This window comes from Anaerococcus sp., assembly GCF_022770135.1.
In the GTDB taxonomy this organism is placed as follows: Bacteria; Bacillota; Clostridia; order Tissierellales; family Peptoniphilaceae; genus Anaerococcus.
This window is the reverse complement of sequence record NZ_JALEIL010000097.1, coordinates 1-20040: the sequence shown is the minus strand read 5'-3', so window position 1 is coordinate 20040 and position 20040 is coordinate 1. Positions and strand designations below refer to the sequence as shown.

Here is a 20040-nt window from a genome sequence, read left to right as displayed (position 1 = left end):
AGCAATATCCAAAGGGCCTTGGTAGGAGTGATGATAGGCTTTTGGAATTAATAGAAGAGGATAAGATCTTTGCTAAGTCTCTTTTCGATGCAGCTATCCCAGAAGTAGTAGATTTTATTGAGAAGAAAGAAATTAAAAAAGTTCTTGTTGTTGGAGCAGAAGGACACGTTTGTATCTACCAAACAGTAAGGAGCTTACTTGATATGGGTCTTGAAGTCTTCCTAGTAGAAGATGCAGTATCTTCCTTTACAGAAGATCTTAAGGCGACAGCCCTATCAAGCCTCGGGCAAATGGGTGCAGTCCTTGTAAATACCGAGATGGTTTTATTCGATATAGCCAGAGATTCTAAGGATCCTCATTTTAAATTTATTTCGAATTTGGTAAAGAGCTTAAGATAATTAACTTCTTTACTGGGGCTTCTTGATAAATGATAGAAAAATTTTGTGGTTAATATCCATTAATGATATAATTTATACAAAGGAGGCTCTATGAAAAGAGAATACAAATTATCATCTATAGTTATAATTCAATTTATAGGAATTCTAGTTGCTCTTATAACTAGCACCTTATTTGATTATATAAGCAAGGATTCAACTGTTTTGAGCATAATTGCAGGACTTATTACATCTCTAATTTCTCTTTTGTTTCAATTTGCCATAGCTAGTGGTCTTATTAGAAACAGGATGGGATCAGTTGGAGAGTATCTGAATCAAGTAAATCTCATTACAGGAAGGATTATCCTAATAAATATTATAGTATCACTTATAGTTAGCTTGTTTACTATAACCATTGGACTTTTGGGCGGAGGAGCAGTCTTTGCTCAAAGTATAATAGCTAATGGTATAGGAAAAAGTCTTGGAATGATACTGGTAGTTTTTTTGGTTGCTGTCGCATCCTTAATCTTTTCAATCCTTATAACTTACGCTAACTTTTATCTTGCAGATAAGCTTGTAGGGAGTGAGAGAAAGGAAAGCCTTGGGACATCAATAAGAAATATATTCAAGATAGGTAAGGACCTTTTTGGAAAGACTATCATGGTGTATTTGAAATATTTCATAATACCTATCGTTATAGTTATTGTCCTTATAGTACTAATGATGACTTGGGGTGGAAATGATGCTGGAATGGGCTTTGTCTTACTTCTAAGTATCTTGTCCCTCTTAGCTGTAGTCTATGGGGTATTTGCAACAGCAATAGTTCTTGCGAGATTATCTGATAATTATCTGGACTATGTTGAAGAAAATGAAATTTAGTAAGTAAAAAGACGAGCTTTTATGAAGAGTCTCAAGGTTAGAGTTAAATCTAATCAAGAAGGCTAATTCATAAGCTCGTCTTTTACTGTGGATATTTAATTGATTTGAGGGGCCTTTCCCTCTTTTCTTAACTTTTCTAATTGGCTAAGGGCAAAGTCTTGGGCTTTCTTTGGTGCCTTGGCCATTTTTTTCATCTTAGTTCTTCCAAATATATTTGTATAAGACCCATCCGCCCAGAAGATATTTCTCTTAAGTAGGGCTGTAACTAGGGCAAAGATGGGATTTAGGAGATTGACGAAGGCAAAAGGGAAAAAGCTTATAGGGCTTACTCCCAAAGTCTTCATCTGATAGGCCCCACAGGCAGTCCACGGAAACATTACCGCCCACAAGGTCCCGGCATCTTCGAGAGTTCTTGAAAGCATATTTCGAGAAAGACCTAGCTCATCGTACTTATCCTCATAGAGCGGAGCAGGAACTCCAATGCCTAGGAACTGATCGCACATAGTCGCATCACAGAAAATCGATGTGACCATGGTAAGAAAGACAAGGCCTCCTACGGAATTGATTTTCTCCTTAAGGTGTGCGAAGAGTCTTTCAATAATACCAGCTCGCTCCAAGGCTCCACCAAAGGATACTGCAAGTAAGATGAGATTGACCGTCCACATTTGATTGTCCATACCACCCTTGGAAAGAGCCATATCTACAAATGCATTGCCTGTCTCTATGTCTGGGCCGTAGTGAAGAATGGCGAAAATTTCCGCAAGACTTCTTTGTTTTTGAAAAATCATAGAAAAAACTAGACCAACGAAAACAGAAATCATAACACCAGCAAGTCCCTCAATCCTTAAAATACAGACAAGAACTATTAAAAGAATTGGCAAAAGAACCATGGGATTTAAGTTAAAATTGCTAGCAAGAGCTGACTTTATTCCTTCTGCAATATTTGGATCGTAATTTGTAGTATCAATCTTAAGTGAAATAAGGCTATAAAGAATTAGAGCAATCAAAAACACTGGTCCTGTTGTAGAAACCATAGCAGTAACGTGGTCGAAAAGCCCGGTTTTTGCCACTCCTGCAGCAAGATTTGTAGTATCTGATAAGGGAGAGAACTTATCTCCAATATAGGCCCCGGAGATTACCATACCTGCAGTTATAGCAGGATTAATGCCAAGTCCTTGACCTATAGTCATAAAGGCAATACCGATTGTCGCTGTAGCAGTCCAAGAAGATCCACAAGCAAGGCCAACAAGAGCCGTAATGATACAGCCAACTGGAAGGAAGAGCTTGGGACTTAGGAAGGTCAAACCATAATAGATTAAAGCAGGGATAGTTCCTGAAATCATAAAGGAAGAAATCAAAAGTCCAACAGTTAGAAGAATTAAAATCGCATCAAGAGTTGTCCTAATACGATCGATCATCCCATCGACCATTTCCCTAAAACTTCTTCCGCAAAAAAGTCCCACAAGGCTTGCTACAATAATTCCTATAATAAGAGGAAGGTGGGCAGCATCGTAAATATTATCTCCGCCTTCCTTGGCGAAAGCAAAGACATAAATCATCAATGATATCATAGTAATAATAGGTAAGATCGCCTCAAACAAAGAGGGGAGCCTATAAGTTTTTTTCATAATAAGTCCTCCATAAAACATATTAGCGTGATAAATTAACTAAGTATATCCTACATCAGATTGATAAATTTGTCAACATATAATTTTATATGATAACTAGTTATCAAGATAAATCAAAATCTACTAGGATTATAAATTTATTTCCGAACTTACTCTTAAGGAAGATATTGAATTATTTTCTACTTGTTATAAAATATGAGTGAAAGTTGTTTTTAAAATTATCAAAGATTAATGCTTTTTATAAAATATATATAGACTATAGTTGATTTTAAATGTATAAGTGCTATACTTAAGTAATCTAGGAGGAAGTATGAATATTATAATACTGGGAGCTGGTAAGGTCGGATCGTATCTTACGAGCGATTTGGCCGATGAAGGCCACGATATTTTAGTAATAGATCACGACAAGGACGTCCTCGACAGGCTCCTTGCTGCCAATGATGTTATGGGAATTGTTGGAGATGGAAGGGACCCTGAGGTCTTAATCGATGCGAATGTGGGAGATTGTGATTTGTTTATTGCAATCACCTTATCTGATGATGTAAATTTAATCGCTTCAACCATGGCCAAAAAGCTAGGGGCTAAAAATATAATCATTAGGCTACGAGACCCTCAATATATGAAGCAGAAGGAAATAATAGAGGAGATCACATCAGCGAGAAGGATAGTCAATCCAGAATCTATAGCGGCTAAGGATATCCAAAGAGCCCTTAAGTATTCTCACGCCCTAAATGTCGAAGGATTTTTTAGAGATCAGGCCATCATGATGGAGATTGTTATATCGGAAGATTCAAGGCTCGCTGGATCTAGGATATCTGATCTTAATGCTTATTCTGCAAATTACCATACCCTTATTGGAATTGTAAATAATAATGGCAAAATCTACATTCCTCATGGCTCCTACGTCCTTGAAAAGGGGGAGAAGATCTACGTTATTGGTGAGAAGGAAGGTGTGGATAGGTTCTACAAGCAGGAAGTTCTCGATAGGTATGAGATTAAAAATGTCTTAATTATAGGAGCAGGTTCAATCTCCGATCATCTAACAGGTCTGCTCTTGGAGAGAGGCTTTGGCGTAACTCTTGTGGAAATCGATAAGGAAAAGGCAGAAGCCTTCAGCGAAAAGTACTCTGATGCTGTAGTTATAAATGCTGATGGATCTGACCCTGATGTACTCGAAGAAGTAAGGGTAAATACCTTCGATGCTATGGTTTGTCTTACAGGTATGGATGAGGAAAACATCTTGATTTCCCTTCTGGGCAAGAAATACGGGATTGAAAAAATAATTTCCAAGGTCAATAGGATTAAGCTTATCAAGATGACAGGGATTTTAGATATAGATACTACCTTTACTCCAAAGAGGGCTGCCAGTGATGTTATAAATAGGATTATAAGAAGCAAGGAAAATGCTCGTGGATCTTCCATCACTTCCCTATACAGGCTGGAAGATGATGAGGTAGAGGTAATTGAGTTTGCTGCAATTGAGCATTCAGAAATCTTTGGCAAGAAGTTAAAGGACTTAAACATCAGAGAAGATACCTTGATTGCTTGTATCAAGCATGAGGAAAGAGACGGGGCAATCGAGGTGCCAAACGGAGATTCTATGATTTCTTTGGGAGATAGGGTTCTGGTTATTACAACAAATCACAGCTTCCAAACCATAGATGACATAGTGGAGTAGATATGAACGGATCAGTAGTTAAATATACTATAGGAAGACTTATGCAAGTTTTGGCTATGCTTATGCTTATTCCCCTACTTGTAGGTCTGATTTATAGGGAAAGTTTAATAGATATAAGAAATTTTGCAATACCAATTGTCTTAGCCTTTGTTTTAGGATTTGTGCTTATGAAATCTGGCTCAGCCAAGGGCCATATTTTCACCAAAGAGGCCATGTTTATCACAGCTTCTTGTTGGATGATTTTTTCTCTAATAGGAGCAATACCACTTTATCTAACAGCAAGTAATTATCCAAGCTTTGTCGATGCCTTTTTTGAAATGGCGAGTGGATTTACAACTTGTGGAGCCTCAGTTGCTTCTAATGTTGAGCTTCTACCTCATTCGATAATTTTCTGGAGGTCTTTCTCCCACTTTATTGGAGGAATGGGAATCTTGGTCTTTACCCTTGCAATAATGCCAAAGGCTAACAAGGAGTCATCTTCCCTAATGCAGGCAGAAGTACCAGGGCCAACCTTCGGCAAGATCACTCCTAAACTATCTCAAACAGCAAGGGTCCTTTATCTAATGTATATAGCCCTTACTGTTGTTACAACAATCTTTCTTCTTTTTGGAGGAATGAATTTATTTGATGCTATAATTCACGCCATGGGAACTGCTGGAACTGGCGGATTTTCCAATAAGGCCGCATCTATTGGATATTACAATTCAAGATATATAGAGATAGTTTTATCTATAGCCATGCTTGCCTTCGGTGTCAATTTCAACATATATTATTTTTCACTAATAAGATCAGTTAAGCAAGCAGTAAAAAGCGAGGAGCTTTATTGGTACTTGGGCATAGTGCTAGCCACATCTGCACTGATATTTTTCAATATAAGAAGTATGTACGATAGTTCGTTTTTTACTGGGGTTACTTCATTATTTACTGTATCTTCAATTATAACAACGACAGGGTACGTATCCCTAGACTATGGGACTTGGCCACTTTTCTCCAGACATATCTTGATATTTTTGATGTTCGTGGGAGGATGTGCAGGATCAACTGCAGGCGGAATAAAAGTTTCTAGATTTGTAGTATTATTCAAATCAGCCCTAAATCAAATAAGAAAAGCTCTAAACCCACTTAGGGTAAGCGTAAACAAGATGGATGGCAAAAGAGTGGACAAGGAAGTAGAAGAATCCATAAACAGATATATCCTAGTTTATATATTCTTGTTTATAATCTTTATGCTAGTAGTAACCCTTGAGACAAATAACTTCGAATCAGCCTTCTCAGCAGTAGCTACAACCTACAACAACGTAGGTCCAGGTCTAATAGACTTCGGTCCAGTAACAAGCTTTGAAGCAATGAGCAAACTATCAAAACTAACCCTAACCTTCGCCATGCTATTTGGAAGATTGGAACTATATCCAATGATATTATTGTTTTCTGCGGGTACTTATAGGAATATTAGGAAGTAGGGGAGATATTTTTTTAAAAATATCTGAGACTAAAAATATTTTTGATATAGTTATCTGACCAATTTAGTTATTATTATAATAAAGTTAATATCTTCGTTCTCTAGGGGACAGCCTAAGGGGGCATTTGCCCAAGCGGCATTTAGAGCGCTGCCGCCCCCCCTTAGCTGTCTCCCTGAGGTTCGAAGGGTCCAACCCTGCATAAAGATATATTACAATATTCAGAAAGCTATATTTAAAACATTTTAGTCTTAGATATATATAAAATATCTTTCCCCAGTTGACTTTTGTATACTAAGACCTTACAATTTATATATAAAAAGAATAAAGCAAGGGAGTTCTTTTAGGATCTGAGAGGAGGGTGTTGCCCTCGACCTTACCTGATTTGGATAATGCCAACGTAGGGAGATTTATTAAGCGGAATGACTTTGTTTTTGTCTTCCGCTTTTTCTTTGAGAAATTTTCTTGTAATAAATTATGGAGGTTTTTATGAAAGTAGCACTTACTATTGCTGGCTCTGACTCTTCTGGGGGAGCTGGTATTCAGGCTGATCTTAAGACTATGAGTCTAAATGGAGTCTTTGCTGAGTCTGTTATAACTGCTCTTACTGCTCAAAATACTTGTGGGGTAAGTGGGATTATGGATGTGACTAGTGATTTTCTAGAAAAGCAAATGGATGCGGTTTTTACTGATATTTTCCCAGATGCTGTTAAAATTGGCATGGTTTCAGATAAGGACTTGATTAGAACGATAGCTCTTAAATTAAAGGAATATGGAGCGAAAAATATAGTTTTAGATCCTGTTATGGTCGCAACTTCAGGCTCTAAGCTTTTGAAAGATGATGCCATAGATGCTTTAAAAGAGGAACTTTTCCCACTTGCCTTACTTATCACGCCCAATATTCCAGAGGCGGAGTTGATTTCTTCTCTTAAGATTAGGGATGAGGCTGATATGGAAGAGGCAGCAGAGAAAATATATGAAGAATATGGGGTGAATGTCCTCCTTAAGGGCGGTCATAGGATAAATGATGCCAATGATTATCTTTATGAAAATGGCTCTGGAATTTGGATTAAGGGAGAAAGAATTGATAATCCCAACACTCACGGGACAGGATGTACTCTTTCCTCTGCTATTGCTGCAAATCTCGCCAAAGGCTATGGGCTAGAAGAAGCTATAAGAAAAGCGAAAAAATATTTGGAAAGCTGCCTCAAAGATGGCCTAGATCTAGGAAAGGGATCTGGTCCAATGAATCACGCTTTTGATATTAAGGATGAATACAAGAAGTAGGAATTTATGGAAAAGAAAACAAGTATATATGAAAATGGTTTAATTTGGTTTGGGGCAGGAGTTTCAATAGCAGAGATTTTGACAGGTACTTACTATGCCTCAATGGATTTTAAAAGTGCTATTCTTGCTATTGTTATAGGTCACATAGGAGGTTTTATCCTAATGAGCTTGGCGGGCCTTATTGGTGCAAGAACTGGGCTTTCTGCGATGGAAACGACAAAGCTAAGTTTTGGCAAGGTCGGAGGGATATTTTTTGCAATCCTAAACTTCCTCCAACTAGTAGGCTGGACTGCTATAATGATTTATGACGGAGCAATCTCTTCTGGCGAACTTTTTGGAAGGGGAAATAATATTTGGGCTCTTCTTATTGGAATTCTTATAATAATCTGGATTGCCGTAGGGATTACCAACCTTGGCAAGATAAATACAGTTTCAATGATAGCCCTTTTTGTCCTAACGATTTTGATGTCTAGAAAGGCTTTTACAAGTGATTTGATAACAAAAGCAAGTTCCGAGGCCCTATCTTTTGGAGGAGCAGTAGAGCTTGCCATAGCCATGCCTATGAGTTGGCTTCCTTTAATATCTGATTACACATCAAAGGCTGAAAAGCCAGAGAAGGCGACTTGGATTTCGGTAGGAATCTATTCCCTTGTATCTTTGTGGATGTATATTATTGGTCTAACAGGGGCAATCGCTACTGGTCAATCAACTCTTTCTTCTATATTTTCCTATTCAGGAATTGGATCTTTGGCTATAATCATAATAATTTTATCGACTGTAACTACAACTTTTCTAGACGCATATTCAGCAGGGATTTCTTTCGAAGCAATTAAGGAAGATGCCGATGGGAAAAAGGTTGCGATAATTGTAAGTGTAATTGGTATCATTTTGGCTATGGTCTATCCAATGGATGATATTACAAACTTCCTCTATCTAATAGGTTCAGTCTTTGCCCCTATGATAGCTGTCCAAATAGGAGACTTTTTCTTAAAGAAAGAAAAATCAAAAGCAGACGAGAAAGTAAATATAATAAGCTGGGTACTAGGTTTTATAATATATAGAATTTTATTAAAGGTGGATGTGGCTCTTGGTGCTTCTATCTTATCGGTACTTCTTACAATCATAGTAACTTTGATTTTAAGGAAAATTTTTCGAAAAACCAAGTAAGGTAATTGACAAGACCTAAGGTCTGTAGTATTATAAATGAGTCAACTTAAGGTTTCTTTTATGAAGCTTTTCGATTGAAATCGCAAATCCTGAATGCGATTATAAACAAATGTCAGGACGAGTAAAGCCGCCACCTACTAGAAGCGGTGTCTAAATATAGTAGGCGAAAAATTTATAGGAGGAATTTTATGAAATATCAAAAAACATGGACTGCAACTCCTGATCAAATCGACAGAAAATGGTATGTCGTTGATGCAGAAGGTATGGTTCTAGGTAGACTAGCTAGCCAAGTTGCAGCACTTTTAAGAGGAAAGAACAAAGCAACATTTACTCCACACTACGATACTGGAGATTATGTTATTGTAATCAATGCTGACAAAGTCGTTCTTACTGGTAACAAAGAAGACCAAAAAGAATACCAAAGATACTCAGGATACAGCGGTGGACAAAAGATTACTAAATTCAAGGATATGAAAGCTAAAAAACCTGAATTTATCGTAACACACGCAATCGAGGGCATGCTTCCACACAACAAGCTTGGTCGTGCTATGGCTAAGAAGCTTAGAGTTTACGCTGGTAGCGAACACGGACATGAATCCCAAATGCCTGAAGTTTTGGAATTAAATTAAGGAGGGCTTAGATGGCAGATATAATTCAATCAACAGGAAGAAGAAAGACATCTGTAGCTAGATGTACTATGGTTTCTGGTAACGGACAAATCCTTGTTAATGGAAGAAGCCTAGACGAATACTTCAACTATGAAACACTAAAAGTAATAGCAAAATCACCACTTGAATTAACAGAGAACCTAAACAACTATGATATCAAAATCAATGTTAATGGTGGAGGATATACAGGACAAGCAGGAGCAATCAGACACGCTATCGCAAGAGCACTACTAATTGCTAACCCTGACTATAGACAAGCCCTTAAGAGAGCAGGATTCTTAACAAGAGATTCTCGTAAAAAAGAAAGAAAGAAACCTGGTTTCAAAAAGGCAAGAAAATCATCTCAATTCTCAAAGAGATAATTATACAATTACAACCGCAGGTTACGACTTGCGGTTTATTTTTTACTAAATTTATCTAAAGGAGATAAATATGCAAAAGATTAACTACAATCTCAAGATGGAAGAGATTATAAAAGAAAATAAAAAAATGGGTCTAAAGCCAAGGCTTTTGATGCAGGTTTGCTGTGCACCTTGCTCAACAGCTGTTATAGAGAGGATATATGATGACTTTGAGATTGATCTTTTCTACTATAATCCTATGATATATCCTACAAGCGAGCTAGAAAAAAGGGTGGATACCCTAAGAGACTTAAAAGATGCCCTTGGCATAGAGTCCAAGATAATCTTTCCTCCAAATGATATATCTGACTTTGCTGAGATTGCAAAGCTTAGGAGGGATGACCATGAGGGAGGAGAGGCTTGCTATAAATGTTATAGGTTAAGGCTAGAAGAGACGGCCAAGTTTGCCAAAGAGAAGTCTTACGATTACTTTTCGACAACCCTTTCGATTTCTCCATACAAAAACAGCCAGTGGCTTAATGAGATAGGAGAGAGTTTGGAGAAGGAATATGGTGTGAAGTATCTATATTCAGATTTTAAGAAGAAAAATGGCTACAAAAAATCCATAGAACTTTCAAACAAATACGATCTTTACAGACAAGATTATTGCGGTTGTATTTTCTCCTTTAAGGAAATGGAAGAAAAGCATAATAATTTATAGGAGATTAATGCTCTGCTAGCAAATAGATCAATATGATTTATCTATAAATGACAACTTATATTCTCTTATGAGAAATATTTTCTAAAAGAAGTTAGTTTTTTCGATTATTGGGTAATATTCTTATAGGAGAGGATTATGAAAGATTTGATGCTTATTAAAAAAATACTAGATAAAGATAAGGCAGATGAAGTTTATCCTGTAACTTTCGACTTGGATAAAAGCTTCGAGAGGTCTATTGCTGTGGGTATTTTTAATGATTTAATGGAGAAAAAAATCATCAAATCAAAGAGATTTACTATCAAGGATCACTCTTTCACAGTAGATATCCTCCCAAGATCTATCAATGAAGTGATAGATATAATTATAAAAAAGGGTATGTACATATATGGGGTCTACACCCTATATGATAATTACATCGAAGAAGGAGAAATAAAATAATGGATAAGAAAATTTTAGATTTAATCAATGAACAAATGAACTTTGAATTTGAGTCAGCTTATATTTACAAGGCTATGGCTGCATATACTGATGATTTAGACCTTGAAGGATTCACAACTTGGATGGATCAACAAGTAACAGAAGAAATTAATCACGGAGAAGGAATGAAAAACTTCCTCCAATCAGTTGGCTACAAACCAGTTTATAAAGCAATTCCAGAACCAAAAGCAGAATATGATTCTGTTCTTGACGTAATGAAATCTGCCTTAGAGCATGAAAAAGAAGTTACAAGAAGAATCACAAACATCGCAAAAGAAGCAAACGGAGTTGACGAGAGAGTTAGAAGCTTCATCCAATGGTACATCGATGAACAAGTTGAAGAAGAGGAAACATTCAACAAACTTGTTACAAGACTTGAAAGAGTTGGAGATGACTGGCACTCAGTTTATATTATGGATGCTGAACTAGGACAAAGACCAGAACCAACAACACCATCAATAGCTGAGTAATATATGAAAATTATAAATAATAAGAATTTAAGGGCCCATATCAACGAGGAAGGAGCCTATGTCGAAAGCTTTACCTTCAAAGATAAGGAAGTGTTTTTCGATAAAAAGAGCCTTCCTCTGGGCGATTCTTACAAGATTAGGGGTGGCATGCATGTGTGCGCCCCTAATTTTTCGGATGATAAGCTCTTAAATGAACTACCTAGCCATGGATTTGGAAGAGATGAACGCTGGGAAGTAGTTGACTATGGGAAGGATTATCTTAAGCTAGGACTTAAAGGCCTTGGGTCTTATAAAGACATTTACTTTGAGATTTCTTATAAGCTTTTGGAAGATGGACTAAAAATAAGGCTTACTATAGAAAATAAGGGAGAGGGAAGCCTTCCTATAGCTCCTGCCTTTCATCCATACTTTGCCACAAGCTTTGAGGATTTAAGTCTAAATAGTCACAATATTGAAAAGGAAGACCTTCCTAATTCTATTTTTATTGACGCTGATTCTATGACTTTTTCTAAGGCTGATATGGAAGTTCAAGTTAAAGGAAATGAAAATATAGGTACTTTTACCATCTGGTCTGACTTTTTGGATGATTATGTATGCATCGAGCCAACTTACAATGGTAAAAGCTTCCTAGCAGATGACTTAGAGCCTTTCTATTTAGAAAAGGGAAAAACTTTCGTTCAAGAATTTGATATTTTGATTAAAGATATTTAAAATAGTTAACTGAAAACTAAATATTAGCTAAATAACTTGAAAATAACTTAATAATACGTATAATTATCTTAAGAATATTAAAAGGAGATAATTATGGCAACTATAGCAATGCTAATACTTTTCCTAGTATTAGGAGGGGGAATGATTAAGTTTATATTTAAGTTGGGTCTAGGAATTATCGGACTCGTTTTGGGCCTAGTATTCCTTCCGGTTTTATTAGTGATTACTCTATTGGCCTTGCCACTAGCTGTAATTGGAGGATTCTTAGGCCTTATAGTAAAGCTTTTGCCAGTACTTGTTGTTGCTGGCCTTGGATATTTTGGATATAGGTACTATAAAGAAAATTATCAAACTTGGTAAAAAAATAGAGCTGTTGCACACTTACCTGCAACGGCTCTTATTTTATTTGTTTAAAACAAATCTTTCTATAGCTTCACCTACAGCACCCTCTTCATTCGTAGCTTCTGCTACGAAGTTGGCGGATTCTTTTACTTGGAGATGGGCGTTGGCTACAGCGACAGAAGTGCCTGCTTCTTCTAGCATGGCTACGTCATTGTAGTTATCTCCAATAGCCAATACTTCGTCAAGTCCAATACCATAGTGTTCACATACCTTCTCCAAGGCCCTTGCCTTGTTGACACCCTTGGCATTTATTTCCATGAACATATCTGATGAATAGGCTATCTCTACATCATAGTTGGTAAGATAGGCTATGTCGATTTCTAGCCCTTGAAGGTAGTTCATGTCCTTGTTTTTAAGGATGGCCTTTAGGATGATTTGATCTTTTAGGAAGTCAATGTTATTGTCAGTAAGCTCGGTGATTTGTTCTTCCGCATAGGAATCACGGTCGAGATTGAGACCATACTTATGATTAAGGGTGTAGATATAGCAAGTTTGATTATTAGCATAGGCATAATCAAAAACAGTCTTGGCATATTCATACTTTAATCCCATGGAGTGGACTATCTCTTTGGTTTTTATATTCATAACAATCGCCCCATTACAGCAGATCACATAGCGATCATCGTGGATTACTCCAGCTTGTTCAGGTATATCAAAAAGCTCATAAGTGCCGCGACCTGTGGCAAGCATTACGATGATGCCTTTTTCTTGAGCCTTTTGGATGGCGATTCTATTTCTTTCTGGTACGTTTTTATCCTTATCTACCAGAGTTTCATCAATATCTGATGCTATTAGTTTTATCATAGGATATCCTATTTATTAGCCTTCAAAAACTCTATGATATCGTCTGATTCGTAGAGATATTCTCCATCATGATATAGGCAAGGGATTTGTCTTTTGCCTCCCTTTTCTACTAGTTCATTTAGTCCGTCTCTATCCTCGTTTATATTTACAACTTCAAGTTCTATGTTTTCTTCTTTCATAAAGTTTTCAACTTTTTTACAATATGGGCATACAGTTCCTACGAATAGTTTGTAATCTTTCATTATTTCACCTCATTTTTTTAAAAACTTTCATAATATCTTCATTAAGGTATATTATACTTATTATATGAATATTTTAAAGTTTACACAAAGGTGGTTCGATGAAAAACAAAGTAATATCTGTTATTAGATTTATCCTAATAGTCATTATAATTGTTTGCCTGGGGATCTTAGGTAAGAGAGGCTATGACTATTGGACTAATATGAAAAATAACAAACACATAGCTGGCCTTATAGAAGAAAGTAAGGGCGAGGCTAATAATGGAAATGATGATAAGGAACTAACAGAAGAAGAAAAGTTCAAAAAGCTTGAAGAGCAGAACCTTTATCTACTAAAGAAGTTCAAGGAAGAAAACTCAGATGTAGTAGGAGTTATCGAAATTCCTAATACAGCTATCAAGTACCCAATCCTCCATGCGGAAGATAACAGCTTCTATCTAAGGAAGGGACTTAACAAGGAATATGATATAGCTGGTTCCATCTTTATGGATACCAATAATTCGACAGACTTAAATGATGACAATACTGTAATTTACGGTCATCATCTAGAACTTGAGTCAATGTTTACTCCCCTTGATCAATATAGAAAGCAAGAATTTGCCGAAAATCACAGGGTTGTGTATGTAACAACAGAAGAAGGCCTACGTGAATACGAGATATTCTCAGCCTATGGTACTCCTTCCGACTATGATTATAGGACTCTTGAGTTTATGTACGACGCGGACAAGATTCCATATTTTAATAAATTAAAGGATATGTCTGAAGTAAGTCTTGATACAAGAGAATTTAACGAGGATGATACAATTGTCACCCTATCAACCTGCCAATACGATTATGAAGATCAAAGACTAGCTGTGCATGCAGTAAGGATAAGATAGTGGAAAGATACACGACAAATTCAAAGAGAAAAATTAATATTGAAGAAACTGACAAGGGGCTTATCCTAAGGGAGGCCTCTTTTGAACCGAGCCATATTTTCGAATGTGGCCAATGTTTCAACTTCCATAAGGAAGAAGATGGATCCTACACAGCAGTATTTATGGGAAAGATAATCAATGTTCTAAAGCTTGATGAGGGAGTAAGTCTTATAAGAAACATAAGTCTAGAAGACTTTAATGAAATCTTTTATGACTACTTCGACTTAGGTCTTTCCTATGAAGATATCAAGAAAGAAGTGGCGATTGACCCGGTAATGGAAAAAGCAACGGACTATGGCTACGGGATTAGAATCCTAAACCAAGAAGTCTTTGAGACTACAATTTCTTTTATAATCTCAGCCAACAACCAAATCCCTAGGATTAAAAAGGCTGTAAGGATTATATCTGAAAGATATGGGGACTTTATAGGAGAATACAAGGGAAGAAAGTATTATTCATTTCCGAGGCCAGAAGTCTTGATGGAAGTTGAGCCAGAGGACCTAAGGGAATATGCCCGAGTAGGCTTCAGGGATAAGAGAATAGTGGAAGCGAGCAGGATGATCTATGAAGGACACTTAGAAGGAGCAAGTGACCTCGATACTGAAGATCTCAGGAAAAAGCTAATAGAACTTCCTGGAGTTGGGCCAAAGGTTGCTGATTGCATCTTGCTTTTTGCCTACCACAGGAGAGAGACCTTTCCTGTAGATGTGTGGATTAAAAGAGTTATGGAGACACTTTTTATCAAAAAGGAAGTCCCTAAGAAACAAGTTGACGATTATGCTAGAAAATATTTCGGTAAAAACGCCGGCTACGCCCAACAATACCTCTTCTATTATGGGAGAGAAGAAAAAATTGGAAAATAAGATGATTAAGCCTTTGCAAGGATAAAAAGCTGTTAGATTATGGACTAGGACAGATGAAGTTTATTCTATGCAAGGGCTTTTTATCTAGCAAATTTTACTATAAAAATTTTAAAAATCATTTGACAATTCACAAACAATGATATATTATAATATTACAAGATGTAAGCGGTTGCAATAATTAGTAATAAAATATTGTTTTTGCTAAATATACTAAGATTAGGCTTACAGATTTCTCATTTACCTTTGGGAAAGGGTTTTATAGGAGGTTAGGATGGATATATATGATATAGCCAAGGCTTCGGGCTACTCTACTGCCACTGTTTCTCGAGTTATCAACAAGCAAAACAATGTCAGCAAGAAAGCCAGGGAAAAAATTGAAAAGGTCATCAAGGAGAACGGATATACTCCAAATAGAATTGCAAGGTCTCTTGCCAAAAAAAGCAGCGAGCTTATTGGAATAATGGTTCCTGATATTAGGAAATATTTCGAATCTCAATCAGCCTATGAGCTTGAGAGAAAACTCGAATCGTCAGGATTTTCTACACTTTTGTGTGTGACGACAGATGATTTGGCAAAGAAGAAATCATACCTTGATTTACTTTTAGAAAATCAAGTAGAAGCAATCATTGGAGTTGGATCTACCTATGAGCAAGAAGACTTCTACAAGATTCTAGTCGAAGTGAGTAAGGATGTGCCAATGGCCATGCTCAATGTTAGTTCTACTATAGATAGCGATAGGATAGTTAATGTCTACATAGATGAAATTGATGCGATGGATCAGGCAGTGAATCTTTTCAAGGAAAAAGGCTACAAAAAGCCACTTTATGTGTCCTTGGATAGGGGCTTTGTAACTCGTTCTTATGTAGCGAAGAAGGCTGGATTTATCGAGGCTCTTTATAGGTATTATGATAAGCCTGATTTTGTAGAATATAAGCTTACTAGTCATGAAGTTTCCGAGTTTCATGGTCTAATTGATTTTCTTGAAAAAAACGATTTCGATTGTATCCAGTTTGAGCGTGATAGTCTTGCGGTTATATTTTACAAGATTTATGTAAATTCAGGCCACAAGGTTCCGGAAGAACTTGGCCTAATAGGTTTTGACAATATTGATGCGACAAATTTCACCAATCAAACTATAACATCTATCGACCAAACTATAGACAAACAAGTAGATCTTGCTGTGAGCAATTTATTTAAAATTATAAAGGGCGAAAAAGCTAATAATAATATCATGGTCAAGGCGAAGCTAATAGAGAAGGAAACTGTGTAATTATGAAAGGAGATAATATGAAAAGTAAATTTAAAACCATTTTTATGGCTGTTATTTTTGCTCTTATATTTACTGCTTGTTCCAAAGCAGGAAGCGTTAGTCAAAAAACAATTATAAGAGTCGGCCACAACCAATCTCAAAACCACCCAACCCACTTGGGACTTTTGGCTTTTGAGGAATATGTAGAAAATGAGCTTGGAGATAAGTACGACATCCAAGTCTACCCATCAGAGCTTTTGGGCTCTCAAATCGACATGGTTCAGCTAACCCAAACTGGAGCGATCAATATCTGTGTTGCAAGTAACGCAATTCTTGAGACCTTCAACGATGTTTGGGAGATCTTCAACCTCCCATATCTTTTCGCATCAAGCGAAGCCTACCACCATGTAATGGATGATCCAGAAATTGTTAAGCCTATTTTTGAATCGACAAGAGAAGGTGGATTTGAGGGAGTAGCCTGGCTTGACGCAGGTTCTAGGTCCTTTTATACCAAGGATAAACCAGTGAATTCTCCAGAGGACCTTAGCGGACTAAAGATTAGAGTCCAACAATCCCCAACCAATGTCAGGATGATGGATCTATTAGGATCTTCTGCATCACCTATGGGCTTTGGTGAAGTATACACAGCTCTTCAATCAGGTATCATCGATGGAGCAGAAAATAACGAGATGAGTCTTACAGACAATGGCCACGGGGAAGTGTGCAAGTACTATTCTTACGACATGCACCAAATGGTTCCAGATATAGTAATTGCAAACTACAACTGGCTAGAAGGCCTTCCAGAAGAAGACAGAAAAGTCTTTGATGAAGGATTTAAAGTTTTAAATGAAGTTCAAAGAAAAGAATGGAAAATAGCAGTAGATAAGGCCAAGGAAAAGGCAAGTGAAATGGGAGTAGAGTTTATCTATCCTGACCAAAAGCCTTTCGTAGACGCTGTGGCACCACTTACAAAGGAAGTTCTAGAAAGAAATGACAAGCTAGCTCCCTTCTACGATGCTATCCAAAAATACAACGAAGAATATCCAGCAAAGGAGGGCTGATATGAGAAAAACTTTAGACAATATTTTGAAAGGGCTTACAGGTGCAAGTCTTTTGATCATGTTTATCCTAGTAGTATGGCAAGTATTTACAAGATACGTCCTAAATAGTCCATCTACCTGGTCAGAAGAACTTGTAGCCTATCTATTTGCTTGGTCAACCCTCTTTGGAGCAAGTCTTGTAGTAAGCGAGAAGGGCCATATGAATATCCCTGTTTTGGTTGAAAAAAGAGAGCCAAAGACCCAAAAGGTCCTTGCAATCTTTGGAGAGCTTATGATCTTGCTTTTCTCCCTAACAGTTCTAACCATGGGAGGAATCGCTATTACTAAGCTTGCCCTAAGTCAGACTACATCATCCTTAACTATAGCAGTAGGATATTTCTACATTCCACTTCCTATAACTGGAATAATTAATATCTGCTATACAATAATGAACATAAAAGATATTCTATCTGGCAAGGAAAAATTCGTAAAGGCCAAATCAACTGAAGAAATCGCTTCAAACATGGCCAACGACACAGAAGAAGTAGCCAAATATGAAGGAGGTAAAAAATGAGTGCAAATGCTCTAGCCATAATCTTATTATCCTTAGTTATACTACTGGCGACTGGAGTGCCAATTGCCTTCTCCATCGGTATAGCTTCAATCATTACAATAATTACAACAATACCAGCGGACGTTGCAACCCTAACGGCAGCTCAAAGAACCTTTGTCGGTATGAGCTCCTTTACCCTTACGGCAATTCCATTCTTTATCCTAGCAGGAAATCTGATGAATGAGGGAGGAATAGCCAAAAGACTAGTAGACTTTGTAATGGCAATCCTAGGAAAGCTTCCTGGAGCCTTACTTGTAACAAATGTTGGGGCCAATGCTTTGTTTGGAGCAATCTCAGGATCTGCATCAGCAGCAGCTGCAGCAGTAGGATCAATGGTAAAAGACGGAGAGGAAAGACAAGGTTATGATAAGGCTGTATCTGCATCTGCAAATGGAGCCTCAGCTCCTGCAGGACTTTTGATTCCACCATCAAACGCCTTAATCACTTATTCTTTAGTTTCTGGAGGAACATCTGTCGCAGCACTTTTCCTAGGAGGATATGTACCAGGACTAATTTGGTCTGTAGCTTGTATCATAGTAGCAATAGCCATAGCTAAGAAAAAAGGCTACAAGGCAAATGAAGGAAAGTTTTCCTTCGCAAATCTTGGAAGAGCAACCCTAAGAGCCCTCCCTTCATTAGGATTAATCATAGTAGTTATAGGAGGAATCGTAGCAGGAATATTTACAGCTACTGAAGGATCTGCTATATCAGTACTCTATTCCTTAATCCTAGGGTTTATCTACAAGAACTTAAATGTAAAAAAGGTATGGAATATCATAGTAGAATCAGCTAAGATGAGTGCCATAGTTGTTTTCCTAATCGGCGTATCAAACATTCTTTCTTGGGTAATGGCCTTTACAGGAATTCCACAAATGGTAGGAAATGCCTTGTTATCCGTTTCAAGCAACAAGTATGTAATATTTTTGATTATGAACATAATCCTACTTATATCAGGAACTTTCATGGACGTAACACCAGCAATCTTGATCTTTACACCACTATTTCTTCCTATTGCGACAGAATTCGGTATGCATCCAGTGCAATTTGGTCTAATGGTTGTCTACAACCTATGTATAGGAAATATCACACCACCAGTTGGTAACACACTTTTCGTTGCAATCAAGGTAGGAGACACTACCCTATCTAAGGTTATGCCTTACATGATAAGATTCTATGTAGCAATTCTTATAGGACTCTTATTAGTAACTTATGTTCCAATGACATCACTAGTTCTACCACTTAAGGCTGGACTAATATAAGTTAAATTAGGGGGAGGGTAAAATTTCCCCTTATATTTTTATTATTGTGTTGGCATTTCTTTTTCTAAGACTTATATAAGGAGTAATTATGAAAGCTAAAGTTGTAACATTAGGAGAGCTGACCCTTAGGCTTTCTCCATTTGATTTTGAAAGATTCGTCCAGGCTGATAGCTTTGAAGTAATATTTGGTGGAGCGGAAGCCAATGTAGCCATAGCCCTTTCTAATTTAGGCGATAATGTAACTTATGTGACAAAACTTGTTGATAATGAGATGGGCCAGGCTGCCTTTAACAATATAAGAAGATTTGGCATCAATACCGACTACATAGTTAGGGGAGGAGATAGGTTAGGGATTTACTATGCGGAAAAAGGCGTGGGTCTTAGGTCACCTAAGGTAATCTATGATAGGAAAAATTCCTCCATATCTGAGGCTAAGATAGAAGAGTTTGATTGGGATGGGATATTTGAAGGGAAGTCTCTATATTTTGCTACTGGAATTACAGCAGCTATATCAAAAGAGGGAAGAGACCTTGTTACATATTCGATAAAAGAAGCCAAGAAGAGAGGGCTAGATATTGTCTTTGATCTAAACTATAGGTCAAGCCTTTGGACACTCGAGGAGGCTTGTGATTTCTACGAAGAGGTCCTTCCTATGGTCGATATCCTTATAGGAGTCCTTCCGACAAAACATGATTACTTTACAGGCGATTTCAATGATGAGGTGCTTTCTAGGATGCTTAGAGATATTCATGAAAAATATGATATCAAATATACAATCTCATCTATCAGAAACTCC

The 20040-nt window shown here is 37.1% G+C and carries 23 protein-coding genes and 1 riboswitch; of the genes, 20 read left to right on the top strand and 3 right to left on the bottom strand.

All coding sequences use genetic code 11. The features are described from left to right. Both MRZ08_RS04640 and MRZ08_RS04635 read left to right on the top strand, forming a co-directional pair. On the top strand, nt 1-398 hold a 398-nt coding region (locus MRZ08_RS04640), incomplete at its 5' end, for an isochorismatase family protein (protein WP_297379860.1). Between the two features lie 90 nt (nt 399-488). After that, nucleotides 489-1253 carry a hypothetical protein gene (locus tag MRZ08_RS04635; RefSeq protein WP_297379857.1) on the top strand — a complete coding sequence of 255 codons (765 nt, stop codon included), beginning with the start codon at nt 489-491 and terminating at the stop codon, nt 1251-1253. Between the two features lie 95 nt (nt 1254-1348). Here MRZ08_RS04635 and nhaC read toward each other — a convergent pair whose 3' ends face one another. Next, entirely contained in the window at nt 1349-2881 is a 1533-nt protein-coding gene (gene nhaC, locus MRZ08_RS04630) for a Na+/H+ antiporter NhaC (protein WP_297379853.1), read from the bottom strand. Nucleotides 2882-3191: 310 nt separating this feature from the next. Between nhaC and trkA the strand changes: the two genes are divergently transcribed. From trkA to MRZ08_RS04575, 11 genes are all read left to right on the top strand, one after another. Beyond that, nucleotides 3192-4559, top strand: a complete 1368-nt coding sequence (gene trkA, locus MRZ08_RS04625) for a Trk system potassium transporter TrkA (RefSeq protein WP_297379850.1) — start codon at nt 3192-3194, stop codon at nt 4557-4559. 2 nt (nt 4560-4561) lie between these two features. After that, nucleotides 4562-6019 carry a TrkH family potassium uptake protein gene (locus MRZ08_RS04620; protein ID WP_297379847.1) on the top strand — a complete coding sequence of 486 codons (1458 nt, stop codon included), beginning with the start codon at nt 4562-4564 and terminating at the stop codon, nt 6017-6019. Nucleotides 6020-6337: 318 nt separating this feature from the next. Beyond that, nucleotides 6338-6440: riboswitch (TPP riboswitch) on the top strand. Between the two features lie 65 nt (nt 6441-6505). Continuing rightward, a complete protein-coding gene (gene thiD, locus MRZ08_RS04615) occupies nt 6506-7303 on the top strand; it encodes a bifunctional hydroxymethylpyrimidine kinase/phosphomethylpyrimidine kinase (RefSeq protein ID WP_297379844.1) in 798 nt (265 codons plus the stop codon). 6 nt (nt 7304-7309) lie between these two features. Then, complete coding sequence (gene cytX / locus MRZ08_RS04610) at nt 7310-8470, top strand: putative hydroxymethylpyrimidine transporter CytX (protein WP_297379841.1); 1161 nt, start codon at nt 7310-7312, stop codon at nt 8468-8470. 188 nt (nt 8471-8658) lie between these two features. Then, on the top strand, nt 8659-9099 hold the full coding sequence (gene rplM, locus MRZ08_RS04605) for a 50S ribosomal protein L13 (protein ID WP_297379837.1): 441 nt from the start codon (nt 8659-8661) through the stop codon (nt 9097-9099). An 11-nt stretch (nt 9100-9110) separates the two neighbouring features. Further along, nucleotides 9111-9500: a 30S ribosomal protein S9 gene (gene rpsI, locus MRZ08_RS04600; protein ID WP_297379834.1), complete on the top strand. Its 390-nt coding sequence runs from the start codon at nt 9111-9113 to the stop codon at nt 9498-9500. A gap of 70 nt (nt 9501-9570) precedes the next feature. Continuing rightward, nucleotides 9571-10200 (top strand): epoxyqueuosine reductase QueH, encoded by a 630-nt coding sequence (locus MRZ08_RS04595; RefSeq protein WP_297379831.1) that lies wholly within the window; start codon nt 9571-9573, stop codon nt 10198-10200. A 135-nt stretch (nt 10201-10335) separates the two neighbouring features. After that, nucleotides 10336-10638, top strand: coding sequence for a hypothetical protein (locus MRZ08_RS04590; protein WP_297379828.1), 303 nt, complete (start codon nt 10336-10338; stop codon nt 10636-10638). Continuing rightward, nucleotides 10638-11147, top strand: coding sequence for a ferritin (locus MRZ08_RS04585; protein WP_297379824.1), 510 nt, complete (start codon nt 10638-10640; stop codon nt 11145-11147). The genes MRZ08_RS04590 and MRZ08_RS04585 overlap by 1 nt, the downstream gene beginning before the upstream one ends. Before the next feature lie 3 nt (nt 11148-11150). Then, nucleotides 11151-11858, top strand: coding sequence for an aldose epimerase (locus MRZ08_RS04580; protein ID WP_297379820.1), 708 nt, complete (start codon nt 11151-11153; stop codon nt 11856-11858). Nucleotides 11859-11951: 93 nt separating this feature from the next. After that, on the top strand, nt 11952-12218 hold the full coding sequence (locus MRZ08_RS04575) for a hypothetical protein (RefSeq protein WP_297379817.1): 267 nt from the start codon (nt 11952-11954) through the stop codon (nt 12216-12218). Between the two features lie 42 nt (nt 12219-12260). Here MRZ08_RS04575 and MRZ08_RS04570 read toward each other — a convergent pair whose 3' ends face one another. After that, nucleotides 12261-13064 carry a Cof-type HAD-IIB family hydrolase gene (locus MRZ08_RS04570; protein ID WP_297379814.1) on the bottom strand — a complete coding sequence of 268 codons (804 nt, stop codon included), beginning with the start codon at nt 13062-13064 and terminating at the stop codon, nt 12261-12263. 8 nt (nt 13065-13072) lie between these two features. Further along, nucleotides 13073-13306: a glutathione S-transferase N-terminal domain-containing protein gene (locus tag MRZ08_RS04565; RefSeq protein ID WP_297379812.1), complete on the bottom strand. Its 234-nt coding sequence runs from the start codon at nt 13304-13306 to the stop codon at nt 13073-13075. Between the two features lie 98 nt (nt 13307-13404). Between MRZ08_RS04565 and srtB the strand changes: the two genes are divergently transcribed. From srtB to MRZ08_RS04530, 7 genes are all read left to right on the top strand, one after another. Then, nucleotides 13405-14181: a class B sortase gene (gene srtB, locus MRZ08_RS04560; RefSeq protein WP_297379809.1), complete on the top strand. Its 777-nt coding sequence runs from the start codon at nt 13405-13407 to the stop codon at nt 14179-14181. Beyond that, nucleotides 14181-15083: an 8-oxoguanine DNA glycosylase gene (locus tag MRZ08_RS04555; RefSeq protein WP_297379806.1), complete on the top strand. Its 903-nt coding sequence runs from the start codon at nt 14181-14183 to the stop codon at nt 15081-15083. Before srtB ends, MRZ08_RS04555 begins: the two co-directional genes overlap by 1 nt. Before the next feature lie 271 nt (nt 15084-15354). Next, entirely contained in the window at nt 15355-16353 is a 999-nt protein-coding gene (locus tag MRZ08_RS04550) for a LacI family DNA-binding transcriptional regulator (protein ID WP_297379803.1), read from the top strand. Between the two features lie 17 nt (nt 16354-16370). After that, nucleotides 16371-17393 (top strand): TRAP transporter substrate-binding protein, encoded by a 1023-nt coding sequence (locus tag MRZ08_RS04545; protein ID WP_297379801.1) that lies wholly within the window; start codon nt 16371-16373, stop codon nt 17391-17393. A gap of 1 nt (nt 17394) precedes the next feature. Next, entirely contained in the window at nt 17395-17946 is a 552-nt protein-coding gene (locus MRZ08_RS04540) for a TRAP transporter small permease (RefSeq protein ID WP_297379798.1), read from the top strand. Beyond that, nucleotides 17943-19244: a TRAP transporter large permease gene (locus MRZ08_RS04535; protein WP_297379795.1), complete on the top strand. Its 1302-nt coding sequence runs from the start codon at nt 17943-17945 to the stop codon at nt 19242-19244. The genes MRZ08_RS04540 and MRZ08_RS04535 overlap by 4 nt, the downstream gene beginning before the upstream one ends. Before the next feature lie 88 nt (nt 19245-19332). Next, nucleotides 19333-20040: sugar kinase (locus MRZ08_RS04530; protein WP_297379792.1), on the top strand; the 708-nt coding region annotated here is incomplete at its 3' end.